This is a genomic window from Nitrosomonas communis, from assembly GCF_001007935.1.
Lineage (GTDB): Bacteria > Pseudomonadota > Gammaproteobacteria > Burkholderiales > Nitrosomonadaceae > Nitrosomonas > Nitrosomonas communis.
This window is the reverse complement of sequence record NZ_CP011451.1, coordinates 3,562,180-3,576,867: the sequence shown is the minus strand read 5'-3', so window position 1 is coordinate 3,576,867 and position 14,688 is coordinate 3,562,180. Positions and strand designations below refer to the sequence as shown.

At 43.2% G+C, this 14,688-nt stretch carries 13 protein-coding genes and 2 pseudogenes; 9 read left to right on the top strand and 6 right to left on the bottom strand.

Translation table 11 applies throughout. The annotated features are described in order from the left end of the window. Positions 1 to 61 precede the first annotated feature (61 nt). The 5 genes and pseudogenes from AAW31_RS23935 to AAW31_RS16050 all read left to right on the top strand — a co-directional run. Positions 62 to 727 (top strand): annotated as a pseudogene (locus AAW31_RS23935) (IS982 family transposase); the annotation flags it as partial. Positions 728 to 1,010: 283 nt separating this feature from the next. Then, positions 1,011 to 2,681: a RecQ family ATP-dependent DNA helicase gene (locus tag AAW31_RS16065; protein ID WP_046851009.1), complete on the top strand. Its 1,671-nt coding sequence runs from the start codon at positions 1,011 to 1,013 to the stop codon at positions 2,679 to 2,681. Positions 2,682 to 2,967: 286 nt separating this feature from the next. Beyond that, positions 2,968 to 3,189 carry a hypothetical protein gene (locus AAW31_RS22305; RefSeq protein WP_046851008.1) on the top strand — a complete coding sequence of 74 codons (222 nt, stop codon included), beginning with the start codon at positions 2,968 to 2,970 and terminating at the stop codon, positions 3,187 to 3,189. A 12-nt stretch (positions 3,190 to 3,201) separates the two neighbouring features. After that, on the top strand, positions 3,202 to 3,858 hold the full coding sequence (locus tag AAW31_RS16055; protein WP_046851007.1) for a transposase: 657 nt from the start codon (positions 3,202 to 3,204) through the stop codon (positions 3,856 to 3,858). Positions 3,859 to 3,970: 112 nt separating this feature from the next. Then, on the top strand, positions 3,971 to 4,255 hold the full coding sequence (locus tag AAW31_RS16050; protein ID WP_046851006.1) for a helix-turn-helix domain-containing protein: 285 nt from the start codon (positions 3,971 to 3,973) through the stop codon (positions 4,253 to 4,255). Between the two features lie 109 nt (positions 4,256 to 4,364). On the opposite strand, the pseudogene AAW31_RS20190 reads toward AAW31_RS16050, so the two are convergent. Continuing rightward, positions 4,365 to 5,087 (bottom strand): annotated as a pseudogene (locus AAW31_RS20190) (IS3 family transposase); the annotation flags it as partial. Positions 5,088 to 5,186: 99 nt separating this feature from the next. Here AAW31_RS20190 and AAW31_RS23785 point away from each other — a divergent pair. Both AAW31_RS23785 and AAW31_RS16040 read left to right on the top strand, forming a co-directional pair. Next, a complete protein-coding gene (locus tag AAW31_RS23785; RefSeq protein WP_082110501.1) occupies positions 5,187 to 5,489 on the top strand; it encodes a transposase in 303 nt (100 codons plus the stop codon). Between the two features lie 121 nt (positions 5,490 to 5,610). Continuing rightward, positions 5,611 to 7,425: an AI-2E family transporter gene (locus AAW31_RS16040; RefSeq protein ID WP_046851005.1), complete on the top strand. Its 1,815-nt coding sequence runs from the start codon at positions 5,611 to 5,613 to the stop codon at positions 7,423 to 7,425. A 409-nt stretch (positions 7,426 to 7,834) separates the two neighbouring features. Here the strand turns inward: AAW31_RS16040 and AAW31_RS16035 are convergent, their stop codons facing one another. Next, entirely contained in the window at positions 7,835 to 8,467 is a 633-nt protein-coding gene (locus tag AAW31_RS16035) for a phosphoadenosine phosphosulfate reductase domain-containing protein (RefSeq protein ID WP_187426904.1), read from the bottom strand. Positions 8,468 to 8,688: 221 nt separating this feature from the next. Further along, entirely contained in the window at positions 8,689 to 9,234 is a 546-nt protein-coding gene (locus tag AAW31_RS16030; protein WP_046851004.1) for a septation protein A, read from the bottom strand. Positions 9,235 to 9,721: 487 nt separating this feature from the next. Between AAW31_RS16030 and AAW31_RS16025 the strand changes: the two genes are divergently transcribed. After that, positions 9,722 to 11,203, top strand: coding sequence for a Ni/Fe hydrogenase subunit alpha (locus AAW31_RS16025; RefSeq protein WP_046851003.1), 1,482 nt, complete (start codon positions 9,722 to 9,724; stop codon positions 11,201 to 11,203). 182 nt (positions 11,204 to 11,385) lie between these two features. Here AAW31_RS16025 and AAW31_RS16020 read toward each other — a convergent pair whose 3' ends face one another. After that, entirely contained in the window at positions 11,386 to 12,237 is an 852-nt protein-coding gene (locus tag AAW31_RS16020; RefSeq protein WP_046851002.1) for a cytochrome C assembly family protein, read from the bottom strand. A gap of 146 nt (positions 12,238 to 12,383) precedes the next feature. Here AAW31_RS16020 and ffh point away from each other — a divergent pair, with 146 nt between their 5' ends. Continuing rightward, positions 12,384 to 13,733, top strand: coding sequence for a signal recognition particle protein (ffh, locus tag AAW31_RS16015; protein WP_046851001.1), 1,350 nt, complete (start codon positions 12,384 to 12,386; stop codon positions 13,731 to 13,733). Between the two features lie 59 nt (positions 13,734 to 13,792). Here ffh and AAW31_RS16010 read toward each other — a convergent pair whose 3' ends face one another. Both AAW31_RS16010 and dut read right to left on the bottom strand, forming a co-directional pair. Further along, the gene (locus tag AAW31_RS16010) at positions 13,793 to 14,242 is read right to left on the bottom strand and encodes a DUF192 domain-containing protein (RefSeq protein ID WP_046851000.1); all 450 of its coding nucleotides are present in this window, start codon (positions 14,240 to 14,242) and stop codon (positions 13,793 to 13,795) included. After that, on the bottom strand, positions 14,236 to 14,685 hold the full coding sequence (dut, locus tag AAW31_RS16005) for a dUTP diphosphatase (RefSeq protein ID WP_170828875.1): 450 nt from the start codon (positions 14,683 to 14,685) through the stop codon (positions 14,236 to 14,238). Before dut ends, AAW31_RS16010 begins: the two co-directional genes overlap by 7 nt. Positions 14,686 to 14,688 lie beyond the last annotated feature (3 nt).

Sequence of the window (14,688 nt, the reverse complement as noted above, 5' to 3'; positions counted from 1 at the left end):
AATTTCTTATGATGAAGTGGTTTTGGAAAAGAATTTCCAGCATGAGAGGAGTCAGATTCCTATGGATACTATAACGATTTTTTGTGCGAGTGACGGCTTCTGTAAAGAGTTTGAGCCACGGTGGGAGCAGCGCTAGAGTCATCGCTGAAACGGCGCCGGCGGCAAGGAGTGCTGTGTCTAAGCGAAATCATGACCATCATGGTGGGGTTTCATCTGTCCGGCTACCGGACGTTTAAGTACTATTACCTGAATTACGTGTTGAGATATCAGCGGGGTTATTTTCCAGGGTTGGTGAGCTATAACCGCTTTGTTGAGCTATTGCAAGGTAGCCTGCTACCTTTGTGCTGTTTTCTGACCAGCCGCCTTGGGCAATGCAGTTGGGATCAGCTTCATTGATTCAACCAAAATCAGCGTGTGCCACAATCGCCGCATTGGGCCGCATAAAGTAATGGCAGAGTTTGCTGCTCGGGGAAAGACCAGTGTGGGTTGGTTTTATGGGTTCAAGCTGCACCTGGTCATCAATGATCAGGGAGAATTGCTGGGAGTCAAAATCACGGCGGGCAATGTGGATGACCGTGACCCGGTGCCAGAGTTGACGCGCTCCTTATTTGGAAAGCTCTTTGGTGACCGGGGTTATATCTCGCGGTCACTCTTTGAGCAACTCTGGGAGCAAGGCGTGCAGCTCATCACCAAGGTACGCAAGAATATGAAAAACAAGCTGTTGCCTAATTTAAAAGCCAATAGTTTTTAGCATAAAACTTATTTTTTATAGGATATGACGTTATTTTATAACTGCTGTTTCTATTGAAAACTAGAACAAGGTGGGATATAAATTTAACTTATCTGTAGAAGAAATAAAAAGTTTAAATGCATTGAAAGAGAAATCTATTAATTGGGATAAGCATCAATCAGTTAATAAATGAAAGAGCAGATGCACATTGACCTCAAAGGCTTACGGGTATCCGTGCAGCCTTCCAACCCCTATAACATTATAAGTAAGCCTCTATCCTATGAGTCAACGCTCTGGTAAGCGCTCAAACCTTACTAAAACCGGCCTCAAACGTTTATTACGCAACCGATTCGGATTGAATGAATTCCGACCAGGACAAGAAGAAGTCATTCAAAACGTCCTGCGAGGCATTGATACATTAGCTGTGATGCCTACCGGTGCTGGAAAGTCGCTTTGTTATCAACTTTCGAGCTTGGCTTTGCCGGGAATGACGGTGGTGATCTCTCCTTTAATCGCATTAATGGATGATCAAGCAAAAAAACTTGAAAGTCATGGTGTAGACATTGCAGTACTCAACAGCACAAAAAACCGATTAGATGAAATGCAGGCTCTCAATGAGATTGCTGAAGAAAAAAATGAGATCATTTTTCTAACACCAGAGAGATTGCAAACGCCTGAGGTTTTAAAGCATTTATCAAACATACTTATTGATATCTTGGTAATAGATGAGGCTCATTGCATCTCTCAATGGGGGCATGATTTCCGACCCGCCTTTCTAGAAATTCCATATGTACTTAAATCGCTTGGCAACCCTCCTATTCTTGCTTTAACTGCTACAGCAACAGAAGAGGTTGCTCAGGATATCTGTACTCAGCTTGGCAGACCGCAAATGAAGGTAATCAATGCTAGTGTTTATCGTCCTAACTTACATTTTTCCGTTAAACAAGTAAGTAAAGAATCTGAAAAAATGGAGGAGCTTGAACGAATATTGCAAAATGTCAAGGGTTCCATAATTATTTATACTGCTACAGTGAAAGCTGCCGAGGCTGTGTATGGCCATTTGCAGCAAGCAAACTATCCCGTACAAATTTACCATGGACGGATGCGTTCGGAACAACGGCGTCAAGCTCAAGAGCAATTTATGACGCTATCAAATAATATAATGGTGGCCACGAACGCTTTCGGTTTGGGCATAGATAAACCTGACGTCCGAGCAGTAATACACTATCAAATGCCATCCTCAGTGGAGGCTTATTATCAAGAAGCAGGCCGAGCAGGGCGGGATGATCAAATAGCAAAATGCATTTTACTATTTAACCATAATGATCGACGCATTCAGAATTTCTTTCTTGCAGGCCAGTACATCACTCCCTCAGATATTCAGCAACTATGGCAAACATTGGTTGAATCTGCCACTTCAATTAAAACAGTATCTGAGTTGGCTAAATATGCTAAAAAATTGCCCTCTCTAATAGTACGGGTTGTATTTAAAGCCCTGCGTGATGAAGGGTTTGTAAAGGTTGAGCGTGGTAAATATGTTCTGCTTCAGAAAAAATTAAATGATGATGATGTTGTTCGAATAGCAGAAAATTACAATCAACGATATGAGAATGATCGTATTAAGTTAGAACAATTAATTTCTTATGCTTTTAATGCTCGTTGCCGCTGGCTCAACATAGTGGAATATTTTGGTGAAACATTCAACTTAGCCAATTGCGGTACTTGTGACAACTGTATGAATCCCCCAATTGCTGTAAAAGAAAGTGACGCGGTAACGATTCCTAAACTTCAATCCTCTTTAAAAAAATCAAAATTTGAACTCGGACAAAAAGTGAAGGTGCGCAAATATGGGGAGGGTTCGATAACCGCTATCGCTGGGGAGATTGTTACCATTACCTTTTCGGATGGGGTTAACCGGTCATTCTTGAGTTCATCAATTAAATCGTATTAGCTCAGGTCAGGCTCCTTTAAGCTCTCTTAGCCGTCGTGTAATGATTCTTATGTCGAGCTAACCCTGAAGAATTGAAACCCGCGTCAATACTAGAGGTGATACCAGGAACGCTCAAAAGATAAATATATTGTAACTTTGGCTGCATCCAAGTCCTTTTTGAATAGAATCGAGGAATACCATATCTATTAGTCAAATGCGAATTAAGAGCTGAAATAGAAGCCAGTCCATCAATAACGTTAAACTATTGAGGAAGACATCACCCAACCTCAATCAATCAAAGTAATCAATGAACTGGCAAAACCGATTAATAACGATTTATCTTTATGTTTGCAAGCATTATCAGCAAAATCTTTGGATTTATAGTCAGAGAATGAGTAATCACGCGGATTTAAGCTTCAGCGACGAAGAAGTCATTACTCTCTTCCTGTTCGGTGTAATGGACAAGCATCGAGAGATCAAAGGTATTTATGAGTATGCGGATCGCCACTTACGCGATTGGTTTCCATGACTTCCAGGTTATGTGGCTTATGTTCAGCGTCTGAATCGGGTAGCCGATGTGTTTGCACCCTTATTAGCACTGATTCAGCAAGAACAGGAAACCAGGAATGCCGGGCAGGTTTGGTTGACTGATTCATTTCCGGTCATCCTTGCGAGGCAAGGTCGTCGGTTTAACGCGTGTGTAGCGAAACAGTTGGCGGATTCGGGCTACTGCTCAACCAAGAAGTTGTACTATCATGGTGTGCGGGTCCATATCATAGGGCGCCGCCAACCAGGCTCACTGCCGATCCCTGAGTATATTGGTGTGACTGGCGCCAGCGACCATGATGGCAAAATATTTAATCAGATTCGACCACAATTGTACAACAATGAGCTGTACGGTGATAAAGCTTATCAACGGCCTGACGCTGAATGCATCAGGCGAGCTCAGAATCTGACCGTCTTGACACCGGTTAAAAAACAAAAAGGGCAGCACCATCTGGAACCACAGGATCAATGGTTATCGACAGCAGTTTCTCGCGTGCGGCAACCGATTGAAGCCTTATTTGCCTGGATTGAAGAAAAAACAGGCATTGAATGTGCCAGCAAAGTGCGTTCTTATAACGGGCTTATGGTACATGTATTCGGAAAGCTGGCTGCGGCTCTGTTTTTCTGGAATTTTTTACGAGTCAGCTCTTAATTCACATTCAAATACTATTACAATTGCATCGGTTTCTTAAAAATGAACAAAAAATAAACCTTTCGGTCTATTTTTGTGTAAACAAACATTATGATATCTGAGAACAGACATTATGAAACTTTTTAAGAAAATACCAAACCCAAGGGAAATACGGCAAGAACTTGGTCTTAATCAGTTGGAATTCTGGAGCAAGGTAGGAGTAACCCAAAGTGGCGGCTCCCGTTATGAGAGCGGGCGAGAAATACCGAAAGCTGTCAGAGAGTTGGTACGTTTAGTTCATATTGATCGGATTGATTTGACCAAAATTAAGCGAGATGATCTGATTGTGGCTGCAATGCTAAAAGCACAGTATCCTGATCTGTACAAGAGCTTGAAAAAATCAGCAAAGCTTTCTTAAGTAAATACGACACTGTACAAAATACTTCATGCAAATTGATTAGACGTGGACTGGTTTTCTTGCACGCACTTCCCAGTGAAGTGTGTTGTCAAATATGGAGTCCATATGATTAAGCAGCGAGTAGATTTGCATAGTATTGCTGTGTAAATTCTACTGGTGGGATAGATAACCCAATTTTTCCTGTTTGCGCTGCCGGTTATAAAATATCTCGATATATTCGTTAATTTCCTTTTTTGTTTGTAGTCGTGTTTTAAACTTTCGATGATGTACCAGTTCATTTTTGAGAGTTCCCCGAAGCTTTCCATAGGGGCATTATTCCAGCAATCACCTTTAGCACTCATGGAAGAGATCATGCTTTAATGCGTTTCACCCCGTAGATTTCTCGGCTGCGTTGGTGTGCAGCCAGTATTTCTATTACCAGCCGTGCATTTTTTTTGTTCACGCTCACAAGGTGGTCGAATAATCGAGGCATGGAAACTACTCTCTGAGACATCGAGTACACGGCACATAAGTGCAACGGGATATTGCTGTCGCAGCGTATCAATCATGCCGTATCTTACCGCGACTCCTTCGCGAAATAAGCCGCACACTTTTTTATGAAGTCTCGCCTCGCTCCATCTTGACTTCTGCCAACTCACGTTTGAACCTGGATAGCTCCAGTTCAAATTCAGTCAGTGACTTCTGGTGCTTACCTACGGTTGTGAAGTGCGCCTTGCCGGTCAGCATAAACTCAGTCCTTTAACGCCCCTTTAGGTAAAGATAGCCGTTTCGCTGCTTCAATCAGAGTTAATCCAATTTCTTTAAAAAACTTGACCGATTGCTCGCGGAACTCCTGGCTATAGCGTGTTCGGGGTAATTATTCCATCTATATCCTCCATTTCGTGTCTATATTTAATGAAACTTCGGACTCCATAAAACTCAGCATACCTCAATCTTCCATGCGTGGGTTACGCGGGAGCTTTTACTCAAACTCCTGCCCGCTTGCGTGATTGTTATGGACTACGCGGGGTTCCACAAGCAGCAGGACATCAAAATTGTCTTTGTCAATGCCGGGCATACGCTTGAATATCGACTGTCCTATTCTCCAAACTTTAATGACATTGAGCCAAAATGGACCCAGACTAAAACAATCAGAAAAAGGAAGGCTCTTCCATCGAGCGGCTCTTTGCCGTCTATGCACTTTGCAACATTTTATATAGAACCATCTATATCCGATCTCAAATTTGAGGAATGATCAAATTAGCAAATGATCATAAAAAGATGCTGATGTAATTAGAAACTTACAATTGGTTTACGACAAAATTGCAGGGTTCAGGTAGTATGTTTTTAGCTGAGTTATCAAGGAGGAGACATAAATGAATTCGGATCCTTTCAAAATCAAAAGTCCAGATGACAGAGTATCGATGCTCATTTCTGCTGTGATAATATTAGCCTTGATGTACTGGGCTAAAGTTATCATTATTCCAGTAGCGCTTGCAATACTGTTTACTTTTCTTCTCATATCTCCAGTTAATTGGCTGGAGAATCACTTTATTCCGCGCGTTCCTGCCGTGATAATTGCAACCACGGTTCTGCTGGGATTACTATTAGCGGCTACCTTTGGAGTAACCCAACAAATAAGCAGTCTAATTGATTCATATCCAGAATATGAAGAGAATATTACTGCGAAAATCTCTGAATACCAGGAACTCGGCCGCCACGGAACGTTAGAAAAGTTGCAGGCTGTGACTGAGCGTATTGAAAATCAACTGGAGTTAGCGCAAAAAAAAGACGACTCAGCTCCTGCGGCCGCAAAAGATAAAGAGATTATCATTCCACAACCTGTCAAAATTGTAGAGGAAGGCCCGTTTAGTATGTCAAAGCTATGGTCTTTTGCCGGACCATTGCTCGAGCCGATTGCGAATTTGGGCTTTATATTGGTATTGGTTATTTTCATGCTAATTAACAGAGAAGATATGCGCGATCGATTAATCTCGTTAATAGGCACAGGCCAGCTGACCGATACCACACGCGCGTTGGAAGACGCTGGATATAGGGTCAGTCGCTATCTGCTAATACAGCTACTGATTAATTGCTTTTATGGTTTAGTTATTAGTATCGGGTTGTGGCTCTTCGAGGTACCCTATCCCCTGTTATGGGGATTCTTTGCGGCACTGTTACGCTATATACCCTATTTAGGAGCGTGGCTGGCAGCCATACTGCCGATTTCACTCAGTTTGCTGATTTCACCGGAGTGGAGTATTACCATAAAGGTAATATCACTGTTCGTAATTCTGGAACTTATTACTAACATGATTCTTGAGCCTCTGCTTTATGGGCGCGGCATAGGCGTATCCCAGACAGTATTACTTATTGCTGTGGCTTTTTGGACTTGGTTATGGGGTCCGGTTGGTTTAATACTTGCCTCACCACTGACCGTGTGTCTGGTTGTGATGAGCCGGTACATTCCGGATTTAAAATTTATTGATATTTTACTAAGCGACCGCCCGGCCTTATCGTCAGTTCATCGATACTACCAGAGGTTATTAGCAAATGACGAAGACGAATCATTTGATGTACTAGAGTCCGATCTTGGTAATAATCAAGGATCGCTAGCATTAACGTTTGACGAGATTGTCGCTCCAGCACTGGCTCTGGCGCGCGGCGATTTATACTCTGGCAAGCTAGATAAAAATGTGTACAAGGAACTAGTCGATCTGAATAATAAGGTCGTAACCGACCTTAGTGAAGTAACGAAGGATTTGGCCGAGAAAAGTATTCCTACCACGATGAAAAGTAAGAAAAAGGTGCTTTTAATGCCTGCGAAGGACGATATCGATGAAATCGCCGTCCAAACGCTAGCTAAACTGGTCGACCCTGGTTGCCTGGACGTATATGTGATTAAGCCCGGAGTCATGGTATCTGAAGTAGTAGAATTAATAGAAGAAAAATCACCTGATGTTCTGGCTATACTATCTATTCCTCCTGGAGGAATAGCGCATATACGCCATGTTTGCAAACGTGTTCAAGCGCGCTTCCCGGATTTGAAAATTATCATCGGACGGCTAGGTTTGCATGATGAATATCATGACATGAACAAACAGCAACTTAGCCAAATTGGTTCAGGTAGTGTTGAATTCACCCTTGGTAATATTATTACTAAGCTGAAACAATTGTCTACACTTGATTAATGTATGGCAGCACCACAGCACTATAGAATCGATCCCTCTCCTGACTGGATTGGCTAACTTAGTCACGTCTGAAGAAGATGATTTTAAGATATCCATTTATATTTTCTGAGAGCCTGTTCATGACCATGTGGATATCGTAGACTCTGGGGATGAGGAAGGAATACTCAAGCGAATCAGCCTGAGGGCATTTGAAGATATCCGGTCTGTGTTGGAAAGCATGCGCAAGCAGACGAAGTCAAGGATGATTGAACGATATGAAGTATTTCTTATTCCATTTACTTGATGGTTGTTAACCATGCCAATAGTGTATCTAAATGGGTATCAAGCTAAGAATAACTTCATTTTGAATCAATGTGCGGCCTATATACGTACTCCTCAGGCAAGATTAGTGCACATTCGTCAACTCACATTATTTAATGTGTAGGCCGCATTCACGTTTTTCATCAGCTTTCGTTGGATCGAAGTAATCCCACTCATTTGGTAAATTATATTGCTTAAGATAGGCTTCCATGTCGGCGTCTGTCCAGTAGAAAACCGGGCTGACTTTGATAGTATGATAAGTCTCATCCTCGGAGAGAATATCCAGTGTAGCGCGATACGGATTTTGTACTTTGCGTAATGCGGTAAACCAGACGTTAGGCGCCAATTCCTGCATGCACCGTTCAAAGGGTTCTAATTTCATCATTGCACTGAATTTCTCCAGTTCAGCTTCATTGTCAATACCTGGAATTGGGCCATGAATGGCATCACGATGAGCAGCGGATAGCTTGGGAAGATAAATCTTAAGATTAAGATTGAGACGATTACGGAGCTGCTCAGCAAATCTATAAGTTGCTGGTCGGTTGTAACCATGATCTACCCATATGACTGGAATATCGGGTTGCACTTGAACGCAGAGATGAAGAATCACTGCTTCATAAGGTCGGAAGTTCGTTGACACAATAGCACGATGGTTTGCCCGAGCAATGCCCCAACGTACAATCTCTAATGCGGGCTTATTTCTTAATTCTGCATTATACTCTGCAATTTGATTATTCATCATTTGTTACTTTGTACTTCGTGGTTGTGTTTTCCATGAGTTAAAAGAAGCATCCGATTGGCGGCTTGCTGGCGTGTCATTTAATTAGTGTAATGCCTGTTAGAGGGTGGTAGGTATGCCAATTTCTTTTTATCCATGATGCTGATTGCTCACTTTTTGAGATGCCAGGGTACTTATAAATTAACACAAAGAAATATAGCTGTGGTTGCTAATCCGGGAAGTTTTCATATTTCCTTACCGTCGTTCTTCTCGATATATTTTCCCAGAAACAATCCTTGCAGAACAATAAAAGCCAGCATCAGACCCATAAAACCGAACATCTTGAAATTAACCCAAGTTTCGGTGGAGTAATTATAGGCCACGAACAGATTGACAGCCCCCATTGATGCAAAGAATGCTGCCCAGGTGGTGTTGAGATGAACCCATATTGGCTCGGGCAGTTTGATCTGTTCTTTCATCATTGTGCGGATCAAATTCTTTTTGAAGATTAAAGGTGCCAATAATAGTGCGACAGCAAACAGCCAATAAAGCACTGACGGTTTCCATTTTATGAAAGTTTCGTCTTGCAGAATCAATGTTGCGCTGCCGAAGATGACGATAATTACAAGACTTGCCCATAACATATTGTCGACTTTATGGTGACGGAACCATACCCAGCCGATTTGCACAAAAGTGGCAGCAATGGCTACCGCAGTTGCAGCATAAATGCCATAAATCTTAAAAGTAACGAAAAACAGGATGACGGGAAAGAGATCAAAAAGAAACTTCATAAAATAATATCAGTAGCTTTGTTGAGAAAGTAATTATCGAAGCGAGTTGTATTAATTCTTATATGTTGTGTTATGCCTCGTCAGTTTTCCAGTTAACCCTGGAGTCATGCGGAATGAAGCCAGTAGCGCAAACTGGCTTGGCATAATCATCGTTGAATTCAAGTATATGTTCCAAATGTACGTGTTGCAATGAGCATAGGGATAAATTTCTTGCGCTATTTATAGTAATGAGGAGATAAACTGTATGCAATCAATCATTATTGTTTGCTTGGTTAGTCCTTATCGTCATTTTACAGCTAAATTGAATGAGTTTGATCCATTGCTGTTAGGGTAACGTTACATTTGTGGTATAGCGGACCAATGTAACCTTTGCATCCCAGGATTCATGCAAGCAAGCATCCTACTTAGGCACTGAGGCTGTAAAAAAATTCCAAAATTTTGCCTATCTGTGGGATACTGAAATAGTCAGTATTCCCTGAAAATAGTCATGCCAACTAGCGGGCAAGATAAACCATCACTCGGCACAACCAGACGGATTGCCATTGATCCTGTTACCCGCGTGGAGGGGCATGGTCGCATTACCTTGCTGCTGGATCAGGATAATCATGTGCAGCAGGCGCGCTTTCATATCGTCGAGTTTCGCGGTTTTGAAAAGTTTATCCAAGGGCGGCCTTACTGGGAAGTGCCCTTTATCGTTCAGCGCCTGTGCGGCATCTGTCCGGTCAGCCATCAGCTGGCAGCAGCCAAGGCAATGGATCAATTGGTTGGAGTCGATCAACTAACACCGACAGCAACCAAGCTACGTCGTTTGTTGCATTTTGGCCAAATCCTGCAATCGCATGCGCTGCATTTTTTTCATTTATCTGCTCCCGATTTATTGTTTGGTTTCGGCAGTAATCCCTTACAGCGCAATATTGCCGTTATCTTGGAGAAATACCCTGAAATCGGCTTGAAAGGTGTCAAGCTACGCAAATATGGCCAGCAAATTATCGAGGCGGTAACTGGAAAACGTATTCATGGTGCCGCTACCATACCAGGTGGCATGAATAAATCACTCACCTTGACTGAGCGTGATGCCTTGCTCGCTGAGATTGAAGCTATTGTGAGCTGGAGCTTGGACGGAATAGCACTTAATGAGCACATTCATGTAGCTCATCCCGAACATCGACATTTTGCAACCCTGCATACTCCTTTTTTAAGCATGATCGGCTCAAATGGAGAGATCGAGTTTTATCATGGCGGTCTGCGTGCTAGCTCAGCAACAAGGGAAAAGATTTTCGATCAGTTTGACTACCGTCACTACCATCAGATAATCCATGAAGAAGTACGCTCATGGAGTTATATGAAATTCCCGTTTTTAACGGCACTTGGTCCAACTGAAGGCTGGTATCGTGTCGGACCTCTGGCGCGCGTCAATAATTGTGATACGATTTCCACTCCCTTGGCAGAAGCTGCGCGTAAGCGCTTTATGGAATATGGGCAGGGCTGTTTTGTCCATGACACGCTTGCGTATCATTGGGCGAGAATGATCGAAATGCTGCATTGTGCTGAATCAATTCATGCCTTATTGCTGGATAAGGAAATTACCGGCTCTGAATTACTTGTTCCGAAAGGACTCAAGCAAGAAGAAGGAATCGGTGTGATCGAAGCGCCACGCGGCACACTTTTTCATCACTATCGGGTCAATGAGGAAGGATTGATTACCCAAGCCAATCTGATCGTTTCAACCACAAGTAATAATCAGGCCATGAATGAATCCGTGCGAGTGGTTGCGAATACTTACCTGGATGGTCAGGAAATCACCGAAGCATTGCTTAATCATCTCGAAGTGGCCGTGCGTGCTTATGATCCCTGTCTCTCCTGTGCCACGCATGCATTGGGTAAAATGCCTCTGCAAGTTGAACTGATTGACAGCAATGGCATGCTGTTAGATCGATATCTATCCGGGCAAAAAAAGGAGAATAATTAGTATCATTTCATTTCTAAATCAAAGCTGATTTTGTCGGCTCACCTTGCCGTATGATTGATATTGTCTGCGGCTCGCCATAGCGTCATGTTTGATTTGGAAATGGAATAAGGCAGTTGCTGAGGAGTTGGGATCTTCTACGCGAGGGCATATTCATAGCAGTTGTCACTGGATGGGATCTATTCCTAGCGCTGCAAAATAATTTCCAGTACAAATTTACTACCGATATAGGCAAGTAGAAGAATAGTAAAACCCGTTAAAGTCCAACGAATAGCAGTACGTCCTCGCCATCCATAAAAATGCCTGCCTACCAGCAGGGCTGCAAATACTCCCCAAGAGATAAAACTGAAAAGCGTTTTGTGGGAAAATGTTACCGATTGACCAAAAACTTCTTGTGAGAATATTATGCCACTAAACAGTGTCAAAGTGAGCAGGATAAAACCTGCCCAGATAATGCGAAACAGCATTTTTTCCATCACAAGAAGCGGGGGTAAATTCATCAGCATCCGTGACATGGCAGGATGATGCAGGCGATACTCCAGGATCGTCATAAGAATGGCATGGAGTACTGCAATAGTAAGCAGACTATAGGCAAGCAGAGCAATCAGCAGATGTGCTTTAAATGCAGGTAATTCAGTGTTGGCAAGGGGGCGCAGAGAAGGTAGTACTAACGGCAGCCATACCGCGATTGCTGCCACCATTGCGATGGGTGCGATCAAATTCTGTAGTTCCTGCAGCCGTGAAAAGAAACCTGAGAACCAGTAAATTAAAGCTGTCAGCCATACAATCGATGAAATTGCATTACCCACACCAAAACTGAGCCCATCATTTACAAAGATGGATTGATAAAGGATGAAGCCATGTAGTGTGAGTGGAACAAGTATAAGGAAGTGCTCCCATGTGGCAATTGATGGAGCATTTATGTCAGCCTTAGCCTTGGGAGAGATGGATTGATTTTTCCAGCGACTACGCCAGAAATACCATCCAACCAATGCATAAAACAAAAAAGCTGAAATATAAACTAGAATGCTGGGCATTAATATACAAATATATACTGATCAAAAAGCTGATTTGTTCAGTCTACCTTGCACTGGTATAAATTTAAAGCGCTATTATTAGAATTTAGCAAATTATTATTTTATGGTGTTATGCGATTAGCGCCAATTATTTTTGAGGGATAGCTATGTTTGACAATTTGACGAGTCGACTTTCCGGTGTGATCAAATCACTGCGTGGAGAAGCAAGGTTAACCGAGAGTAACATTCAAGCTGCCATGCGTGAGGTGCGCATGGCGCTGCTCGAAGCTGATGTGGCCTTACCTGTTATCAAGGATTTTATTGAGCGGGTAAAACAAAAGGCTATCGGTCGGGAGGTCATGGAAAGTCTTTCTCCTGGACAGGCATTAGTAGGCGTGGTGCATCAAGAACTCATGGCCATCATGGGAGGAGAAAAAGCGGATCTCAACCTAAACACCGTACCGCCTGCCGTTATTCTCATGGCAGGGTTGCAAGGTGCAGGGAAGACCACCAGTAGTGGTAAATTGGCTAAATGGCTGATAGATAATAAAAAGAAAAAAGTAATGCTGGTTTCTTGCGATATTTATCGACCCGCCGCAATTGATCAATTAGAGCTGTTATCGAGCCAGGTTGGCGCTGATTTCTTCCCGGTAAAAGTAGGGCAGCAACCCGCAGCCATCTGCGTGGCTGCCCTGGATTATGCGCGCAAACATCATCATGACATCATAATCGTTGATACCGCAGGCCGCCTCGGTATTGATCAAGCGATGATGGACGAGATCACTGAACTTGAGGTGCTGCTAAAACCGATCGAAACACTTTTTGTGGTTGATGCAATGCAGGGGCAAGATGCTGTCAATACGGCCAAGGCATTTGCTGATGCGCTTCCTTTGACAGGTGTGATCTTAACTAAACTGGATGGAGATGCACGCGGCGGAGCAGCTTTATCGGTGCGGCATGTGACGGGTAAACCGATCAAGTTTACTGGTGTGGCCGAGAAATTGACTGGCCTCGAACCCTTTTATCCAGATCGGATGGCTTCTCGTATCCTCGGTATGGGCGATGTACTGGGGCTGATTGAAGAAGCACAGCGTAGCGCAGATCAGAAAGAAGCTGAGAAGCTCATGAAAAAAATGAAATCAGGCAAAGGGTTCGACCTGGATGATTTCAAAATGCAATTCCAGCAGATGAAAAAAATGGGTGGAATGAGTGCCATGCTGGATAAACTGCCGCATCAATTAACACAAGCAGCCCAGAATATGAAAGTGGACGATAAAATAATTAATCGCACAGAAGGGATTATTAATGCCATGACACGAGAAGAGCGTGCCAAGCCAGAGCTCATTAAGGCGTCCCGTAAGCGTCGTATTGCAGTCGGCTCGGGCGTCTCTGTGCAGGAGGTGAATCGCCTGCTTTCGCAATTTGAACAGGCGCGCAAAATGATGAAAATGGTCAATAAAGGGGGGATGGCCAAGATGATGCGCGCAGTAAAAGGAATGTTACCCCAAATGCGCTAGAATTAAGCAGGCTCTATGGGAGAAGGAAAAAACCTTCTCAGGATAAATTTATTCTAGCTTTATTCTGCTTGGGGTGCCTGTTCGAGCCCTTCTACCTGAACCCCAGTTGTTATATTTTTTTCAGTAAACCAGCCAAGATTCATTTCAAGCGCATATTTGGCTGGTTGTGCTGAAGAATGCGAAGCGAGTGAGTGCGGAGACATATCGGCAATATTGAGAATGACTCCTTTCTCGTCAAGAAACGCCACACTGAGCGGAATAAAAGTATTGAGCATCCACATGCTATAAATATTTGTTTTGGGAAAAATGAACAGCATGCCACTATTTTTATCTAATTGCGTGCGATGCATTAATCCTTTGGAGCGCGCAGTTGGAGTATGCGCTATTTCTGCCGAGAGCCTGTGATTTAAAATCTTAAGAGGAATCGCTGGCGGTACGGTTTGAGTCGCTGAGCTTTCCACCGCGAGCAGCAGCAAAATAATGAGCGTGAAGAATCGACACCTTAACATTTGCCTGTACTTCCAAAACCCCCTTCACCACGGGTGGTAGGTTCAAAATTTTCAACTATATTGAATTGCGCTTGCAACACAGGAACAATCACCAGTTGGGCAATACGCTCTAACGGGTTGAGTAGGAACGCTGACTGTCCACGGTTCCAGCAAGAAACAAAAATTTGTCCCTGATAATCTGAGTCGATCAATCCGACCAGATTTCCCATGACGATACCGTGCTTGTGACCGAGGCCAGAGCGAGGTAACACCATTGCCGCTAAACCTGGATCATTCAAATGAATTGCGATACCGGTGGGAATTAATTGTGCCTCACCAGGTTGTAGTTGAATGGGATATTCAGTACATGCGCGCAGATCGAGTCCTGCCGACCCGGGCGTGGCATAAGCTGGCAGTTGATCTTTTAGTCGCAAATCCATAATTTTGATGTCAATTTTTTTCATACC